The 17773-nt window shown below is 70.8% G+C and carries 17 protein-coding genes; 10 read left to right on the plus strand and 7 right to left on the minus strand.

Annotated elements, in window-relative coordinates:
* The first annotated feature begins 4 nt into the window (after positions 1–4).
* From kstD to ON41_RS10100, 5 genes are all read left to right on the plus strand, one after another.
* The gene (kstD, locus tag ON41_RS10080) at positions 5–1693 is read left to right on the plus strand and encodes a 3-oxosteroid 1-dehydrogenase (protein WP_040747111.1); all 1689 of its coding nucleotides are present in this window, start codon (positions 5–7) and stop codon (positions 1691–1693) included.
* Between the two features lie 2 nt (positions 1694–1695).
* Positions 1696–2427, plus strand: a complete 732-nt coding sequence (locus ON41_RS10085; protein ID WP_040747249.1) for an SDR family NAD(P)-dependent oxidoreductase — start codon at positions 1696–1698, stop codon at positions 2425–2427.
* A 38-nt stretch (positions 2428–2465) separates the two neighbouring features.
* Positions 2466–3284, plus strand: a complete 819-nt coding sequence (locus ON41_RS10090) for an SDR family NAD(P)-dependent oxidoreductase (RefSeq protein ID WP_040747113.1) — start codon at positions 2466–2468, stop codon at positions 3282–3284.
* 541 nt (positions 3285–3825) lie between these two features.
* Positions 3826–4011, plus strand: a complete 186-nt coding sequence (locus ON41_RS42630; RefSeq protein ID WP_040747114.1) for a hypothetical protein — start codon at positions 3826–3828, stop codon at positions 4009–4011.
* A gap of 9 nt (positions 4012–4020) precedes the next feature.
* Positions 4021–4815, plus strand: coding sequence for an alpha/beta fold hydrolase (locus tag ON41_RS10100; protein WP_040747115.1), 795 nt, complete (start codon positions 4021–4023; stop codon positions 4813–4815).
* A gap of 2 nt (positions 4816–4817) precedes the next feature.
* On the opposite strand, the gene ON41_RS10105 is transcribed toward ON41_RS10100, so the two are convergent.
* Complete coding sequence (locus ON41_RS10105; RefSeq protein ID WP_040747116.1) at positions 4818–6500, minus strand: DUF885 domain-containing protein; 1683 nt, start codon at positions 6498–6500, stop codon at positions 4818–4820.
* Positions 6501–6842: 342 nt separating this feature from the next.
* Between ON41_RS10105 and ON41_RS10110 the strand changes: the two genes are divergently transcribed.
* A complete protein-coding gene (locus ON41_RS10110) occupies positions 6843–9002 on the plus strand; it encodes a pyruvate, phosphate dikinase (protein ID WP_063709862.1) in 2160 nt (719 codons plus the stop codon).
* The gene (locus tag ON41_RS10115; RefSeq protein ID WP_051161188.1) at positions 8992–9759 is read left to right on the plus strand and encodes a tyrosine-protein phosphatase; all 768 of its coding nucleotides are present in this window, start codon (positions 8992–8994) and stop codon (positions 9757–9759) included. Before ON41_RS10110 ends, ON41_RS10115 begins: the two co-directional genes overlap by 11 nt.
* 12 nt (positions 9760–9771) lie before the next feature.
* Here the strand turns inward: ON41_RS10115 and ON41_RS10120 are convergent, their stop codons facing one another.
* Positions 9772–9960 (minus strand): hypothetical protein, encoded by a 189-nt coding sequence (locus ON41_RS10120; protein WP_040747117.1) that lies wholly within the window; start codon positions 9958–9960, stop codon positions 9772–9774.
* Positions 9961–10057: 97 nt separating this feature from the next.
* On the opposite strand from ON41_RS10120, the gene ON41_RS10125 reads away from it, so the two are divergent.
* A complete protein-coding gene (locus tag ON41_RS10125) occupies positions 10058–10897 on the plus strand; it encodes a glycoside hydrolase family protein (protein WP_040747119.1) in 840 nt (279 codons plus the stop codon).
* Between the two features lie 69 nt (positions 10898–10966).
* Complete coding sequence (locus ON41_RS10130) at positions 10967–11425, plus strand: thioredoxin domain-containing protein (protein ID WP_040747120.1); 459 nt, start codon at positions 10967–10969, stop codon at positions 11423–11425.
* Here the strand turns inward: ON41_RS10130 and ON41_RS10135 are convergent.
* A complete protein-coding gene (locus ON41_RS10135) occupies positions 11395–12840 on the minus strand; it encodes an MFS transporter (RefSeq protein WP_040747121.1) in 1446 nt (481 codons plus the stop codon). The genes ON41_RS10130 and ON41_RS10135 overlap by 31 nt on opposite strands.
* Before the next feature lie 71 nt (positions 12841–12911).
* Here ON41_RS10135 and ON41_RS10140 point away from each other — a divergent pair, with 71 nt between their 5' ends.
* Complete coding sequence (locus ON41_RS10140; RefSeq protein WP_040747123.1) at positions 12912–13904, plus strand: GlxA family transcriptional regulator; 993 nt, start codon at positions 12912–12914, stop codon at positions 13902–13904.
* A 7-nt stretch (positions 13905–13911) separates the two neighbouring features.
* Here the strand turns inward: ON41_RS10140 and ON41_RS10145 are convergent, their stop codons facing one another.
* The 4 genes from ON41_RS10145 to ON41_RS10155 are packed head-to-tail and all read right to left on the minus strand — an operon-like array spanning position 13912 to position 17632.
* Positions 13912–14670: a maleylpyruvate isomerase family mycothiol-dependent enzyme gene (locus ON41_RS10145; RefSeq protein ID WP_051161189.1), complete on the minus strand. Its 759-nt coding sequence runs from the start codon at positions 14668–14670 to the stop codon at positions 13912–13914.
* Positions 14667–15050: a hypothetical protein gene (locus ON41_RS42635; protein WP_051161190.1), complete on the minus strand. Its 384-nt coding sequence runs from the start codon at positions 15048–15050 to the stop codon at positions 14667–14669. Before ON41_RS42635 ends, ON41_RS10145 begins: the two co-directional genes overlap by 4 nt.
* Entirely contained in the window at positions 15020–15268 is a 249-nt protein-coding gene (locus ON41_RS42640) for a nucleotidyltransferase domain-containing protein (RefSeq protein WP_218003408.1), read from the minus strand. The genes ON41_RS42635 and ON41_RS42640 overlap by 31 nt, the downstream gene beginning before the upstream one ends.
* A 39-nt stretch (positions 15269–15307) precedes the next feature.
* A complete protein-coding gene (locus ON41_RS10155) occupies positions 15308–17632 on the minus strand; it encodes a PEP-utilizing enzyme (RefSeq protein ID WP_040747125.1) in 2325 nt (774 codons plus the stop codon).
* Positions 17633–17773: the final 141 nt, after the last annotated feature.

Here is a 17773-nt window from a genome sequence, read left to right on the forward strand (position 1 = left end):
ACGGATGACACAGGAATTCGAGTTCGATGTGGTGGTCGTCGGCTCCGGCGCCGCCGGGATGACCGCCGCGCTGACGGCCGCCTACCGCGGGCTGGCGGTGACGCTGGTCGAGAAGAGCCGCAGTTTCGGCGGCTCCACGGCGCGCTCCGGCGGCGGCGTCTGGATCCCCGGCAATCCGGTGCTCCAGGCCGCCGGCGTGCCCGACAGCCCCGAACTGGCCCGTACCTACCTGAAAGCCGTTGTGGGCGATCGCGTTCCGGACAGCAAACAGCGCGCCTTCCTCGAGCACGGTCCGGCGATGATGCGGTATCTCGGTGCGCGCAGCCGGTATTGGGAGTTCGTGTACGACCGCGGATACTCCGACTATCACCCGGAGTATCCGGGTGGCCTGGCGCAGGGCCGCAGTATCGAACCCGCGCCCCTCGACGGCCGGCTGCTGGGCGGCGACCTGCACAAGATCAATCAGCCGACGATGTCGGGCCCGAAGGGAATCGCGTTCACCGTCAGCGATTTCCACGATCTGAACATGATCGCCCGGACGTGGACGGGCAAGCGGACGGCGGTCAAGGTGGGAATCCGGGCCGTGCGGGACGCGCTGCGCGGCCGCCTGCCGCTGAGCCTCGGCAAGGCGCTGGCGGCGCGGCTGTGGCTCTCGCTGCGTGACGCGGGAGTGCCGGTGTGGCTGAACACCCCGCTGACCGACCTGATCACCGAGGGCGACGCGGTCGTGGGCGTCCGGGTCGAGCACGAGGGACGGCCGGTGCGCATCACGGCCCGGCTCGGCGTGGTGCTCGCGGCGGGCGGATTCGAGCACAACCTCGAGATGCGCGAGCAGTACCTCTCGGGCCCGCAGTCCACCGACTGGACCGTCGGCGCGACCGAGAACGTCGGCGAAGGCATCGTCGCCGGTCAAAAGGCCGGTGGCGCAGTAGATCTCATGGACGACGCCTGGTGGGGCCCGTCGGTGCGCAACCCGGACGGGCCGCCGTTCTTCTGCCTGGCCGAACGCGCCCAGCCGGGCGGGATCATGGTCAACCGCGCCGGCCGGCGGTTCGTCAACGAATCCGCGCCCTACGTGAACGTGGTGCACGCGATGTACGAGCAGGAGGCCGCGAGCGGCGGGCACATTCCGGCGTACTTCATCATGGATCAGCGTTTCCGGGACCGCTATCTGTTCCTGGGAAACTTTCCCCGCCAGCGGATTCCGCAGAAGTACTTCGACGCCGGGATCATCGACCGCGCGGACACCGTGGCGGGCCTGGCCGAGCGGATCGGTGTACCGCCGGCCGACCTGACCGCGACGGTGGAGCGCTTCAACGACTTCGCCCGGTGCGGCATCGATGGGGACTTCGGCCGCGGCGACTCCGCCTACGACCGCTACTACGGCGATCCGACGGTTCGCCCGAACCCGTGTCTGGCCCCGCTCGAGAGAGGGCCGTTCTACGCGGTCGAGATGGTGCCGGGCGATCTGGGCACCAAGGGCGGTCTGGTCACCGACGAGTATGCCCGGGTGCTGGACGACGACGGCCGCGTCATCGCGGGACTGTATGCGGCAGGCAATAATTCGGCCTCGGTGATGGGAAACGACTACGCCGGAGCGGGCGCCACCATCGGCCCCGCCATGGTGTTCGGCTATGTCGCCGCGACCCACATGGCCGCCGCGGCACAGCGTGATTCGGTGATCGGGGAGTGACCGTGGGCAGAGTCGACGGCCGGACCGTCATCGTGACCGGCGGCGCCCGCGGCATGGGCGCGGCATTCGCCGGGAGGTTGGTCGCCGAGGGCGCGTCGGTGGTCATCACCGACGTCCTCGCCGAGGAGGGCGAAGCCGTTGCGGCGGAACTGGGTTCGTCGGCGGCCTTCCTGCCGCACGACGTGACCGACGAAGCGGCGTGGATCGAGGTGGTGGCCCGCGCGGAGGCGCTGTTCGGCCCCGTCTCGGGCCTGGTCAACAACGCGGGCATCGTGCACGTCGACCCGATCGAGCGGCTCGCCGAGGCGGACTATCGCCGCGTGATCGACGTGAATCAGGTCGGCGTCTTCCTCGGAATGAAATCCGTTGCGCCGTCGATGCGCCGGGCCGGCGGCGGATCCATCGTGAACATCTCCTCGATCGGCGGCATCATCTCCTTCGGCAACATCCTGGGCTACGTGGCGTCGAAATGGGCGGTGCGGGGAATGACCAAGGCCGCGGCACAGGAGTTCGGGGCCTGGGGAATCCGGGTCAACTCGGTGCATCCGGGCGTGGTGATCACCGAAATGACCGCCGACTCCGAGCGATCCAACGCGATGTTCCACGACCAGCCGCTGGCCCGGCCCGGTACGCCGGAGGAACTCGCCGCCCTGGTGCTGTTCCTCGTCTCCGCGGAATCCGGGTACAGCACGGGCTCCGAATTCGTCGCCGACGGCGGCTTCACCACCCACTGAGCGCTCACGGGCGCACAAGCAGGACAAGGACATTCGCGGTGCAGAACTTCGAGGGAAAGACCGCCGTGATCACCGGCGCCGGTGCCGGGATCGGCCGCGCGCTGGCGCTCGAACTGGCACGGCACGGCGCCCGGCTGGCGCTGTCGGGCCGCAGCATCGACACGGTGGCGGAGACGGCGGCGCTGTGCGAGAAACAGGGCGCGCAGGCCCGCGCGTACCAGGTCGACGTCACCGACCGGGCGGCGGTCTACCGGCACGCCGACCAGGTCGTCGCCGACTTCGACCGGGTGAATCTGGTGGTGAACAACGCCGGGGTCTCGCTGACCGCCGATATCGAGGAACTCGACTGGGCGGATCTGGAGTGGATCGTCGGCATCAACTTCTGGGGCGTCATGCACGGCACCAAGGCGTTCCTGCCGGCCGTGATCGCCTCCGGAGACGGCCATATCGCGAACGTCTCCAGTATGTTCGGCCTTGCCGCCTGCCCCAGCCAAGGGGCTTACAGCGCAACCAAATTCGCCACGCGGGCCGTCACCGACGCGCTGCGCCAGGAGATGAGGATCGCCGGCCATCGAGTCGGTGTCAGCTCCGTGCATCCCGGCATGATCAAGACCGGCATCGCCTGGAAGGCCCGCGCGGGCGGCACGCGTGACCGCGACGCGCTGGCGGCGAATTTCGACCGGCTGGCCAAGACCACGCCCGAGCGGGCGGCGGAGGTCATCGTGTCGGGTATCCGCAAGAACAAGGCGAAGATCCTCGTCGGCGCCGACGCGCACGTCATCGACTGGCTACCGCGGATCTTCGGCTCCGGATACCAGCTGCTGCTCACCGCCCAGATGCGCAAGGAAGTCTCGTGACCGGCCACTGTTGAGGGCGAAAACCCGCTTTCGCCACAGCGCTGGGCGGGCGTCATATGCCTGTCGCTGGGCATCTTCACCATCGTCACCAGCGAGATCCTGCCGGTCGGACTGCTGAATCCGATCGCCGCCCACTACGCCGTCTCGCCGGGCACCGGCGGGCTGTCGCTGACCTTGCCCGGACTCACGGCGATGGTGAGCGCCGCTGGCGACCGTTCTGACGGCGCGCCTCGACCGCCGCCGCATGCTGGTGCTGTTCCTGCGGGACACCGCGGGCGAGGGCGCTGTCGGCGGCTATCTCCTGATCTACGGTGTCGCAGGCGTTTTCGGCACGGTTGTCACCAGTCGCACGCTGCGGGCACGGCGTGCGTGGCACTCTCGCCGTCAGCGCCGCCCTGATCGGCCTGGCGACGGTGCTCGGCCACGCTCCTGCGGGAGCGGGGCTCTGCTGACGGTGTGAGGTCTCGCCTACGGCACGGTCCCGGCGTGCTCGCAGACGTGGTTCGCCCGGTCCGCCCCGCAGGCCGCCGAGGCCGCCACCGTGCTGTTCACCGCGTCGTTCCAGGCGACCCTGGCCTGCGGCGCACTGCTGGGTGGCCGGATCGTGGACGCGGCGTCGACGGCGACGGTTCTGGTGTGCGCGGGAGTCGTCGCGCTCGGGACGGCGGTGCTGGTGGGCGTGATCCGTGCGCCCGGCGCGCTTCTCGAACCGGGCAGTCTGAAATAGACTCGGCCCGTGCGTAGGACAGCGGAGGTCAGCGACGGGCAATCGGTCGGCTATGTCGATCACGGCGGCGACGGCCCGAATGTGCTGCTACTGCACAGTTATCTGATGAACGCGGATATGTTCGCGCCGCAGGTGGCGGCGCTGGGCAGCGCGTTCCGGCTGATCGCGATGGACGAGCGCGGGCACGGCGAGACGCCCGCCGACGGCCCCTTCACCTACTGGGACGTGGCCAGGGACGCGCTCGGCCTGCTCGACGCGCTGTCCGTGGACCGGTGCGCCGTGGTGGGCACGAGTCAGGGCGGATTCATCGCGCTGCGAATGGCGCTGCTCGCGCCGGAGCGGATCTCCGCGCTCGCGCTGCTGGGCACCTCGGGCACCGTGGAGGACCCGGAGGTGGCCGCCGCCTACCGCCAGGCCGCGGCCGCCTGGCGCGAATTCGGCCCGACACCGGAACTGCTCGACATGAACGCCGCGATCTGCCTGGGCGACTACGACGCGACCGAGTGGCAGGCCCTCTGGCGTCAGCTCCCCGCCGACCGCATAGACCGTGTACTCACCCCGCTGGTCGAACGGGACAGCGTCCTGGACCGCGCGCCCGAGATCGCCTGCCCCGCCCTGGTACTCCACGGCACCGCCGACGCCGCCTACCCCGTCGACCGCGCCCGCGAACTGGCCCAAGCCCTCCCGAACAGCGAACCACCCATCATCGTCGAAGGCGGCGCACACTTCCTGAGCCTCACCGACGCCGAGGCAGTCAACCCGCACTTGCGAACGTTCCTGGAGAAAGCGACAGCGCGCGGGTAGCGTCACCCCATGGCGGCCAGCTGAGCCCGCAGCGTATCCAGCCCCATCCCACCCATCTTCAACGCCCGGGTGTGAAAGTCCTTGAGGTCGAACGAATTACCCGCCCGCGCACGCGCCTCGTCGCGGGCGGTGAGCCACAGCCGCTCACCGAGTTTGTAGGCAGGCGCCTGGCCCGGCCAGCCGAGGTAGCGATCGATCTCGTCGCGGACGTGGTCGCGATCGGTGACCGTGCGGGACAGCAGGAATTCCAGCCCGAGGCCGGGGGTCCAGCGCTCGCCCACGTGGAATCCGGTGCCCGCCGGGATCTCCAGCTCCAGGTGCATGCCGATGTCGACCACGACTCGCGCGGCCCGGAACAACAGCTCGGAGAGCATGCCGAACAGGTCCCCGTCGTCGCCGATATAGCCCAGCTCGGCCATGAGGCGCTCGGCGTACAGCGCCCAGCCCTCGCCGTGCCCGTCGGTGAACGACATCATCCGCTGGTACTTGTTCAGCGTCTCCGCCTCGTGCACCGCCGTCGCGACCTGCAGGTGATGGCCCGGCACACCCTCGTGGTAGACGACGGACACCTCGCGCCAGGTGCTGAACTCCTCCTTGTCCGCGGGCACCGACCACCACATCCGTCCCGGACGGCCGAAGTCCGCGCTGGGCCCGGTGTAGTACGCGCCGACCCCGCCACCGGGCGGCGCGATCGAGCACTCCAGCGTCATCAGCGCATCGGGGATGTCGAAGTGCTTGCCGCGCAACGAATCCAGTGCGTGATCGGACAGTCCCTGCATCCAGTCCTCGAAGGCGGCCCGTCCCCGCACCCGATACTTCGGGTGGGCGTCGAGCGCCGTCGCGGTCTCGGCGAGTGTCGCGCCCGGCGCGATGCGGGCGGCGACCGCCAGCATCTCGGTCTCGATCCGGGAGAACTCGTCCCAGCCCCACGCATAGGCTTCCCGCAGGTCCAGATGGGCGCCGGTGAAATAGCGCGACCACAGACCGTAGATCTCCTCGCCGACGGCATCGCGCACCGGCGCGTGCGGCGCCAGCTCGGCGCGCAGGAATCCGGCGAATTCGGCGTAGGCCCGCTGCGCGGATCGCGCGGCCCGGTCCACCTCGTCGACCGGGGCGCCGGGAACGGCGTCGGCGGCCGAGGCGAAGGTGGTGAAATATCCCTTCCCGTCGTGCAATCCGGCCCAGGTGTCGGCCTGGTCGGCGGTCTTGCGGAGTTGCCGCAGCGCGGACACCCGGCCGTGTTGCGCCGAGGACAGCAGTGCCTGGCGGAGGCCGTCGAGTGTCGCGGGAACCGCCGCGAGCCGCTTGGCGACGGTCGCCCAGTCGTCGGCCGTGGCGGTATCCATCAGGTCGAACACCATCCGGATGTCCTGTACCGGACTCGCGATCACGTTGAGCGCCGCCTGCGTCAGCCCGGCGTCGTGGAGTTCGAGTTCGAGGCCGACGCGCTCGTCGAAGACGGCCTGGGCGATCCGCTCACGCTCGTCCGTGGGCCGGGCGGCGCGAATAGCGCGCAGGGCCGTGCGTGCGATCTCGGCGCGGCGATCGTGCCCGGCGGGGGAGTAGTCGGTCAGACGGTCGTCGCGGCCGTCGAGGCCGAGCGTGGTGGCGACGACCGGGTCGGCCTCCGCCCAATCGTCCACGAACCGATCACAGATCGCGTGCACACCCTGTTCGGCAACCATGGCGGGCAGGCTACCGGCTGCGCCCTCCGCCGGACACCGAAATTGTGGCCGGTTCCAGCGGAACGGCGACCGGGCTGGGCCGCAGCACGTGTCGCCGAGGCCGTATTACCCAGCCGCCCGGTCCATTTCCGGAAAATGCAGTCCGCGTAAGGCTTTCGCCCCTCGGGCAGCCAGGTCAGAATCGCCACCCGGGGGTTGAGGCGGGCGAAACCCGGGACACACCTCGGCGAATTACTACGCGAGCATCCTGCTGAGCGGGACCGTCCCTACGGGGAGGTGGCGAACGGCGGCACTCTCGTCCTGTGCCCGCCACGCCGGTGGCGACCGGATCGAAGGAGTGACATGAGCGTGGGAGCGGAGCGTGCTCATCGGCGCGAGAACCCGGCCGCCACCGTCGTGGCGCTCGACGGGTCCTGCGCGCTGCCGCGGGAGCGGATCGGCGGGAAGGCCTGGAGCATCGATCGCATGCGCGCGCTCGGCCTGCCCGTCCCGCCCGCCTTCGCGCTGACCACGGACGCCTGGGCCGATTTCACCGCGCGCGGCGAGATCGCCGACGGCGTCTGGCGCGCGGTGTGCGACGGGATCGCGATGCTCGAACACGGCACCGGCCGCACTTTCGGATCGGTGCGGCGGCCGCTGCTGGTGTCGGTGCGATCCGGCGCCGCGGTGAGCATGCCCGGCATGATGGATACCGTCCTCAACCTGGGCGTCAATGCCGACGTCGCCCGGGCGCTGGCCGTCCAGACCGGCAGTCGCGACTATGCCGACGACACGCGCGAACGGTTCCGCGCGCAGTACCGCGAGACCGTCCTCGGCGATCCGGACGCCGCGGTGCCGCACGACCCGTGGCAGCAACTGCGCGCGGCGATCGCGGCGGTCTTCCGGTCGTGGGACTCCGAACGCGCCACCGCGTACCGCCGACACCGGGGCCTGCCCGACGACCTCGGCACCGCGGTCACGGTGCAGGCCATGGTGTTCGGCAATCTCGACGCGCGCTCGGGGACTGGCGTGCTGTTCAGCCGCGACCCGAATACCGGCGACGGCCCGGCGTACGGCGAATGGCTCGCCGGCGGGCAGGGCGAGGATGTGGTGTCGGGGCGGGTCACGCCGCGCCCGCTGGCCGAACTCGCCCACGACCAGCCCGAGGTGCACCGGCGGCTCGTCGAGGCGGCCGTCCTGCTCGAACGGGACGGCCGCAATATCCAGGACATCGAATTCACGGTGGAATCGGGCACGCTGTGGCTGCTGCAGTCCCGCCCGGCGAAACGGTCCGCGCGGGCCGCCGTCCGCGCCGCGGTCGCCATGGCCGGCGAGGGCCTGATCGAGCCCCGGCAGGCGCTGGCGCGGGTCACCGCCGACCAGGTGCGCGCGGTGCTGCGCCCGTCCTCCGGCACCTTCGCGGGCGAGCCGCTGGCGCGGGGTGAGTCCGCCTGTCCCGGAATAGCTTCCGGCATCGTCGTGACCGACCCGGCCGAAGCGGAGGCCCGGGCGCGGTCGGGCGCCGACGTGATCCTGGTCCGCCCCACCACCAGCCCCGCTGACCTGCACGGCATGATCGCCGCCCGCGCGGTCGTCACCGAATTCGGCGGCGCCACCTCCCATGCCGCCCTGGTCACCCGCGAACTCGGACGGCCGTGCGTGGTCGGCTGCGGCGCGGGCACGACCGCCTCCCTCGCCGGTCGCACGGTCACGGTGGACGGCGGCACCGGCACGGTCTGGCTCGGCCGCGTCCCCGCCCGGACCGTAGACCCGTCCGTCCTCGCTGACGTCCGGCGCCTGTCCGAATGGGCGGGCGTAGCCCCGGAAGACCTGCCCGATCGGCTCGACGAGGTAGCCGGCGATCGGAACCCCGCGCCGGTCGCCCGCGACGAAAGTACCGGGTCCCGTGCGGTTTCCGAGCTGGAGGTGTTGCGGTTGGTGGGGGTCAAGGGGCGCGTGCGGGTCGAGGGAGTCGTCGACAGTTCGGGTGGGGACGCGGCCGAGGTCGCCGCGTGCTGTGCGGCATTGGCGGACCGTGGTCTGTGCGCGTCGACCCCGGCCGGTCTGCGGCTCACTCCGGAGGGCCGTCGGGAGATGGAACAGCTACTGGCACAGGAGCGTTCGAGAATCGATCGCGACGCCGTGGCCGCCGCCTACGACGAATTCTGCGTCTTCAACGCGGAGGTGAAGAAGATCGTCACCGCGTGGCAGATGAGGGGCCCCGCCGTGGTGAACGACCATGCCGACGCCGAATACGATGCGGCCGTGCTCGATCGGCTCGGGGATCTGCATCACCGGGTGCGGTCGCTGGCCGAGCGCCTCGGCGGATTGGTTCCGCGGCTGGGCCGCTACCGGGACCGGCTGGACCTGGCCGCCGACCGCATCGCCGCCGGTGAGCACGCCTGGGTGGCGCGGCCGGTCGCGGACAGCTATCACACGGTGTGGTTCGAACTGCACGAGGACCTGATCGGGCTGTGCGGCCTGAACCGGTCCGACGAGGCGGCGGCGGGCCGTGCGCACTGACGCGGGGCACGCGCGGCGCTGGGTGGATCTCGACGGCATCGACAATCTCCGCGACCTCGGCGGACTGCCCGTGAACGGCGGCGGCACAACGCGTTCCGGCATCGCCTACCGGTCCAGCACGCTACAGCACGCCAGCGCCGCCGACCTGTCCACGCTGCTGGGGCCGATCGGGCTGCGCACGCTCATCGACCTCCGGCTACCCGACGAGGTGGCGCGGGAGGGCTACGGCGCGCTGGGTGCGGCACCGGTCCGGCGGGTCAACCTTCCCGTCCGGAAATCACCGCGATCCTCGCTGGCGGCACGGGATCTCGTGCCGGATCGCACGCGCGTGGACCTCGTCGACCTGTACGCGCAGCTGCTCGCGGGCAGTGCGGGCGAGATCGCGGCCGCGGTGCGGCTGGTGGCCGACAGCGACCGCCACGCCGTCGTCTTCCACTGCGCCGCGGGCAAGGACAGGACCGGTGTCCTGACCGCGGTGCTGCTGGACGCGGTAGGAGTCCCGGCCGAGATCATCGCCGCCGACTACGAACTCACCAACGAGCGCATGGCCCGGGTGCGCGAACGCCTCGACGCCCTGCCGTCCTACCGCGGCCTGCCGGCGGCGAACACCGGCATCCTGACCGTCGACGCCGAGGTGATGGCGCGCTTCCTGGACAACCTGCGGTCCGACCACGGCGGTGCCGCGGAATGGCTGAGGGCACAGGCTGTTTCGAAGGAAGTCCTCGAGGCCCTGCGCGGGTCGCTCACCACGTCGTGAGCCGAATCCCGCCTAGGAGTAGTCGCGGAACGTCATCACGAACCCCACGGCGGCCAGCACGAACAGCGCGATATAGACCACCACCCGCAGCGCGATCCAGGGCAGATCCCGGACCCACAGCCCGGAGATAAAGGCGGTCAGCATCATCACCGTCCCGTAGAACGGTGTCCGCTGCGGGTGTCTGCCCAGGCGGCGTCCCATATCGAGGGGCTACCCGATCTTCGGCGTCTCGCACCCGCCCGGTCGCGACGGCGTGTCGCCGTGTGCCGAGGCGTCCGGGACGGCACCGTGTATCGGCATGCAGGTGAGTGCGGGCCGATTCCGACCTATCTACGACCCGAGCGAGGGCGAATCGCGGCCCTGGTACATCAACGATCACACGGTGGTCCGTGACGCGGACGGCCGCTGGCATCTGTTCGGGATCACCCATCCCGAACCGGCCGACCCCTGGCACGAGACCGAATTCGCCCACGCCACAGCCGATCACCTGCTCGGCCCGTGGAAGAGGAGACGCCCGGCGCTGACCGTCGACCGCCACTACGGCGAGACCCACCTCTGGGCTCCGTACGTAGTCGCGTCGGGCGATCGGTACCACATGTTCTACGACGCCGGCGGCCCCGACCGCACGGCCACGGCCATGAACCTCGCCACCTCCACCGACCTGCGCCGCTGGACCCGCCGCCCGGCCGGGCCGCTGTTCCACGACGGCTACGACGCCCGCGATCCGATGGTGCTGCGCCTGGGCGACCGGTGGGTCATGTACTACTGCGCGACCAGCGAACCGGCGGGCGGCCACCATGTCGTCGCGTACCGGACCAGCACCGACCTGGTGCATTGGGGTGAGCGCGCCCTCGCCTACACCGATCCGCGCACCGGCACCGGCGCGGGACCGACCGAATCGCCGTTCGTGGTCCGCCACGACGATTCCTGGTACCTGTTCATCGGCCCGCGCCCGCACTACGTGGGCACCGACGTCTTCCGCAGCGACGACCCGCTGCACTTCCGCCCGGCGGACAAGGTCGGCCACATCCCCGCGCACGCGGCCGAGATCGTCGACGACGACGGGGAACTGTGGATCACGCACGCCGGGTGGGGTCAGGGCGGTGTGCACATCGCCCCGCTGCGCTTTCGGGAGTGACGCGGCGGTGGCCTTCGTGGAAGAATTCGGGCTCATGTCGGCGAATCCGAGCGTCACCGGGAGGACCGCATGCCCACGCACGCGTTGACGCAACAGAACTTCGACCAGACCATCGCTCGCGGCGCCATCGTGCTCGTGGACTTCTGGGCGTCCTGGTGCGGGTGGTGCACCCGGTTCGCGCCGATCTACGAGGAGTCGGCGTCTCAGCATCCGGAGATCCTGCACACCACCGTGGACACCGAGGCCGAGCAGGCGCTCACCGCGGCGGCGCAGATCACCAGCCTGCCGACGCTGCTCGGCTTCCGGGACGGCCTGCTCGTCTACACCAAACTCGGCTTCCAGACGGCCGCCGAGCTGGAGGATGCGGTCCAGAACATCCAGTGGATGGATATGGACGAGGTGCGGCGGGAACGCGGCATCCAGCATGCCGAGCCCGCCGCCACCGCCGGGCAGGTCGCGCCCGCCCGCGGCGCGGGTCTCGCCGCCGGCCCCGCCCGCTACGGCTGGCCGGGACTGAAGCTGGGCTGACCGGTCCGGTCACCGTCCGGCCGGGAGCCGGACGCGCGTTCCCGGAAGGCGAGCCCGGCGACGGCGGCGAGCGTGCCCGTCACGGCGGTGTAGATCCACCCCGCGCGGAATTCGCCGAGCCCGGCCACGCGGCCCAGGACGGCGGTCAGCACCGCCACCCCGAGCGCCGAACTGGTCTGCCGCGCCATCATCAGCGTCCCCGAGCCCAGCGACAGCTGATCGGCGGGCAGCAGCGCCGAGGCCCCGAACAGCGGCGGCTGCAACAGCGTCGTGCTGATCCCGGCCAGAATCGCGCCGGGCAGGAACACCAGCGGATACGACTCGGACACACCCGCCAGCGCCGCCCACCACACGGCGCCGAGCGCGATGGCCGCACCGCCGAGGGCCGCCGAGGCACTGCCGCCGATGCGGGCGACGATCCGGCCCGACAGCGGCGAGGCCAGCAGGCAGCTGAGCGGGATCGGGGCGATGCCGAGACTAGCGCGCAGTTCCGAATAGTGCCAGTGCTGGGTCAGGAACAGCGTGCCCTCCAGGATCAATGCCGCGAAACCCAGGTAGTAGCAGAACACTCCGAGCGTGGCGACGCGAAACATCCTGTGCCGCAACACCACCGGGCTGACCACCGGATCGGGATGCCGCCGCGCGTGCCGGGCGAACAGTGCGCCGAGCGCGATCGCGGCCACGAGGCTGCCGATTGTGGCGGGTGACCCGTAGCCCCAGTCCGCGGCCTGCACGAAGACGGTGGTGAGCGCCGCGGTGGCCCCGAGGATGAGGGCCGCGCCCAGCAGATCCAGGCGTCGCCCTGCTCGCTGCCGGATCTCGGGCAGCACCCGCAGTCCCAGGACGAATGCCACCAGCGTGAACGGGATGTTCAGGAAGAAGATCCAGCGCCAGCTCGCCTGGAGCAGCAGCCCGCCGATCACCGGTCCGCTACCACCGCCCGCCGCGGCGATGGCGGTCCAGATCCCCATGACCGTCGCGTGCTCGCGCTTGTCGAACACCGGCAGCACGAGACCCAGGCCCGTCGGCACCAACAGCGCCGCCGCGGCGGCCTGCACGACCCGGGCGGCGATGAGCACCCAGAGATTCGGCGCCAGCCCGCAGGCAACGGACGCCAGGCCGAAAAGCGCTATGCCGGTGAGGAATCCGCGCTTGCGGCTGGTGTCGTCGGCGAGGCGGCCCGCGGGCACCAGCAGCGCCGCCATGACGATCGTGTAGGCATTGAGCACCCACGACACCGCGCCGGGCGAGGCGTCGCCGAACGATTCGCGCAGCGTCGGGAACGCGACGGTGAGCGCGAACAGGTCCAGGATGGCGAGGAACTGCGCGATACCCGCCACGGCCAGTACCCGCCAGCGGTGTGGGGAGGAGACGTCCGAGGGAGAGAACGACTGTGGCGTGGCGGTAGTGGTCATGGCTGCAACTATCCAGCCACAAGATCACGCGGTCGAGTGGCTGATTTGCCATGATGCGCTAGATTTCCGACATGACCGATTCGCGCCCGCATACGATCGCCGTCGCCGTCGCGCCCGGACAGCCGGTCTTCGAGGTGGCCATTCCCTACCAGGTCTTCGGCGAGCCGCCGCTCGGCATCGACCCCGCGGGCTGGTACGACCTGCGGCTGTGCGGCCCGCGCGGCGTCCGGCACGCCACGCTGCGCGATCCGTTCGTCACGCTGACCGATTACGACTACGACGATCTGATCGCCGCCGACACCGTCGTCGTCCCCGCCACACCCGATGTGCGGCTCGACCCGCCGCCGGATCTGGTCGACGCCGTGCGCGCGGCCTACGAGGCCGGGGCGCGGGTGGCCGCGCTGTGTTCGGGCGCGTTCGTCCTGGCCGCGGCCGGGCTGCTGGACGGGCGGCGGACGACGACGCACTGGAAGCACGTGCGCGCCCTGCTGGATCGCCATCCGCACCTGGATGTCGATCCGGCCGTGCTGTACATCGACGACGGCCGCATCCTCACCAGCGCGGGCACGATGGCCGGAATGGACCTGTGCCTGCACCTGATTCGCAAGGATCTCGGTTCCCAGGCCGCCAATGCCGCGGCCCGGGGCCTGGTGGTGCCGCCGCATCGCGCGGGCGGGCAGGCGCAGTACCTCCGCTCGCCGGTGCCGGTGTCGGCCGCCGACCCGGGGCTCGCCGCCACGCTGCAATGGGCCTTGGAGCGGCTCGAAACGCCTTTGACGGTAGGCGATCTCGCGAAGCGGACAGGGTTGAGCGAGCGCACGCTGGCTCGCCGATTCCACGCCGAACTCGGTTCCACCCCGCTGCGCTGGCTGCTTACTCAGCGCATCCTGCGCGCGCGGGAACTGCTGGAGGCCACCGATCTTCCCGTCGACATGGTCGCCGCCGGCTGCGGACTCGGCAGCGCCGCCAACCTCCGCGCGCATTTCGGCCGCGAGGTCGGCATCTCGCCCAGCGAGTACCGCCGTACCCACCGCGCCGACAAGCACGAGGTGGTCACGGGCTGAATGTCGTTCAGAATCGAGTGCGTTCGAGCCAGGTCGTGAGGACGTCGTCTGCGCCGGAGACCTTCAGTCCGGGGTGATCCGCGGGGATGCGGCGCAGCAGCAGGAGGAAGAGGTCGACGGCCGTACCCTCGACAGTCGCCGAGGCCGCCGACACCTCTGTGTCCCAATCGATTCCGGAGTCCGAGCGGCGTATCGACCAGTCGCCCGCGCCGTCGGTGGCACGCAGGGCCAGGGTCGCCCCCGTATCGAGCGGGGTCTGGAATCGGGGCGACCCCATGCGGATGAGTTCGAGCAGTTCGGTGAGCCCGTCGGCGGCGAGTTCGGGCGCCAGGTCCACCGTGCGGCCGAGTGCGAGCAGGGCGTCGGCGCGATGCGCGGTCGACTCGTGCAGCCGTCGCCGGATCCACCACTCCGACGGCCGCAACGCCCCGAACGGCGTCCACACGGGCACCTCCGTGCCGGTGGCGTCGACCTCCTCGATCACCAGCCGGGCGCTGCCACGCAGCCACACCGCCGCCGCGTCGACATCCCGCGGCCGCCGCACCTCCGGCACCTCGGCGAACTCCAGAAATTCCGTGGCCCGCCCGCGCACCATGGCCGCCGCCCACCGATGCCCACCCCCGACATGAGCCACCAGATTCGCCAATGTCCATCCCGGACAAGCCGGTACGGGCGTCTTAGGATCCTCGCTCAGATAGAGATCGGCCAGCAGATCCGTCTCCGAGATCAGCGCATCCCGCACCACCCCGGTATCGACAGCCTTCACCCACCCGACTGTAGTCGACCACGACCACCCACGTCGGGCGGCGGCCCGGTCACCCGATACCCCTCGAACAGCCTGCCCCCGAACATCTCCAGCACGCCGGTGACCACCGCAATCATCGGCCCGGTGGCCCCACCGGTGACCGCCCGCACCGAATCCGCGAGCGTCCGTGCGTATCCGGTGCCCCGCTCCCGGTCGTAGTCGACGAGTTCGCGCTGCAATCGCTTCCCGCCCGCGCTCCAGCGGCCGTGCCCGGTCAGCAGGAGATCGGCGGTCCTCTTCCACAGCTCGGCCGCGACCAGGAGCCGCTCGTCCGCTTCGATCCCGCCGACCAGATCCTCGAGGAGATCCGTTATCGCGTAGCGGGCGGCCCGCAGAACCACTCCAACGACGCCTCGGTCTGGACGAACAACTCCACCGGCCGGTCGCGATACAGCAGCGACTCCCGGTACGGTGCGGGCGGGCCCGCCAGTAGCACGGTGATATCCAAATCCGAGGTGGCGGTGGCTGTTCCGGTCGCCGTACTGCCGCCCAGCCAGGCGGCGCGGGCATCCGGGAACCTGTCGCGCACCAACTCCTCGGCTACCTCTTCCCACCTCACGGGGGCCATCATGCCCGGCGCGGGCGCACCCGGCACAGCTCACTCGGGGGAGAGGAGGGTGATGGTGCCGGTGGTGCCGTCTACTCGGATTCGCTGGCCGTCGGACAGGGCGGTGCTGGCTGTTTTGGTGTCTACGATGCAGGGGATGTCGAATTCGCGGGCGACGATCGCGGCGTGGGAGGCCGCCCCGCCGATATCGGTGACCACTGCCGCGGCGTAGGCGAACATGGCGGTGTGGCCGGTGTCGGTGACGGCCGCGACGAGGATGTCGCCGGGGTCGATGTCGTCGTCCAGCGTGAGGACTCGTTTGACGGTGCCCTCCACCGTCCCTGGGCTGACGCCGAGTCCGATGAGGGTCTCGCCCACGGCCAGCGCGCCCGGCGCGGACGCCGGTTCCCAGTGGCCCACCACCAGGTCGGGCATGCGGATGTCCTGTAGCCGTGCGCGTTCGGCGCGGCGACGGGCGACGCGGTCCCGCAGATCCGCAGGGGCCCAGAGTATTTCGTCGAGAGTCAGGTAGGCCGAATCGTCCCTCTCGTCCAGCGCGCCCGCGCGTATCAGCCGTGCCGCCCGTTCGCGGGTGGCCATGCGCAGGCAGCCGGTGATGCGGACGACGGCGTCGCGGGCGCGTTCGCGGTAGACCGTGGCGCCGACGGCCAGGGCGGCGGCGCGGCCGGCCGGTGCGGACACCGGGGCGCGGTGCGGTGCGGGCAGGTCCGCGGCCCGCGCGGCGGCGGTCACCAGGAGTTCCGGGCGATCGGCGAAGGTGGGATTCAGCAGTTCACATTCGCCCGGGCCCCGGTGGCCGACTTCCGCCAGCTCCTCGTCCAAGGCCGCGGCGAATGCCCGTGACTTCTCGCGCGCCGCCGCCACATCGCCGCGCCTGGCCACCTCGTGCAGCCCGGCGTCCTGACGGCACAGGGCGGCCAGACGTTCCACCGCCAGAACGGGTTTCGCCGATTCCAGCCGGTGCGGATCGATCCGCACCTCGCCCCGGTGCACGGAGGTGGCCGCGCCCGTCATCATGACCCCGATGGACGCCACCTGCCACGCCTGATCGAGCCGATCGCGCCACAGCAACATCCGGGCGTGCAACTGTTCGTCGGTGAGTGCACCGATAGCGCTGCGGGACAGGGATTCCGCACGCGCCGCGGCATGGATCAGCTCGGCGGTCGAGCGGTATCGCAGCGCGGTGGCGAGCACCCGGCCGGTCGCGCGCAGCGTGCCCAGCCGCCCGGCCGGGCCGGTCGGCATCGGCGGGCGGCCCTCCGGCTGTAGCGGCACCTCCGCCGGGATCGCGCCGTAGACGTCGCGGCGGATGGTCTCCTCGTCCCAGCCCGGCATATTGTCCGCGGCCAGCAGACCGATGGAGGCATTGATGTCGAAGCTGTGGCCCAGCACCGAGGTGACCCGAGAGACCCAGTGCTCCAGCGCGATCCCCTGCAGTGCGAGCATCCGGCCCATGGCCTCGTTGCCCAGGCGGATGGCCCCGGCTTGCAGGTCGATGGTCAGCGGCGTCATCGGGCCCGGCAGCGCCTCGGACGTGTTGGTGGCCGTGTGCACCGGAATGCGGTCGTCGACGCGGTCGTCGAATTCGCCCTCCAGACCGTCCGGTGCCGCGTTGTGCAGTCCGTGGCCGTCGGACGTGGTGGCGCGGGACGGAATCACGTGGGTAGGCAGCGGTATCGCGCCGAGGCGTGCGCGGAGGTCGCGGCGGCGGCCGGGCAGTCCGCGCGCGATATCCTCGACCACCTCGCGGGTAGTCCACCCGCATCGGAAACCCCACTCTTCGTGCGCTGCAACAGGGTCCAGCAGTGGTGGGCGGGCGGAAGAGCGACGTCGAGCCCGGTTGGCCTGGAGAATGTGCCGTATCTCGTCACCGGATACTGTTCCGGGCGCTGCCAGTTCGACCACGCCGCTGCTACGCGACTCGACGGCCGACACCAGGAACCGTTCCAGATCATCGCTGTGGAGCAACTGAAAGTCTTGTGGCCCAGCGGTGTTCAGTAGCATTCCGAGTACTCGACGATCCACCCGTCGTCCCGCGACCGGTGCGGTGCGGACTACCAGCGCGTCCTCGCAGACGATATCGGCCACGTCCCGCCCGGCCGGAACGGGAACAACCAGCCGGGCCCCGGCCTCCCGAGCCGCGCCGGCGACATCTCCGACCGGTCCGGCCGCCAGATGAATCACGCAGTCACAGCCCGCCATCACACTCGCCGCACCGTCGCTCACCTCGACCCTCGGGTCCAGGTAGCGGTGCCGGCGAGTATCCACGCCGACCACCTCGTGGCCGGCGGCCAGCAGCATGCGCGCCACCGCGCGGCCGCTCGGCGCGGTGACTCCGGTGATCAGGACTCGCATCGGCTTCTTCCTCCTCCGGCGCCCTCGAGAACGTGACGCCGTTCACACCATCGCCGCCGGCGGCCGATGCCTCCGCCCCGAGTCCCGGTCAGCGGGAGCGCCGCCGAAACACGGTCCGACCACTGTATTTGCCGTGTGATC

Origin of the sequence: Nocardia transvalensis NBRC 15921 (assembly GCF_000308875.1) — a bacterium.
Lineage (GTDB): Bacteria > Actinomycetota > Actinomycetes > Mycobacteriales > Mycobacteriaceae > Nocardia > Nocardia transvalensis.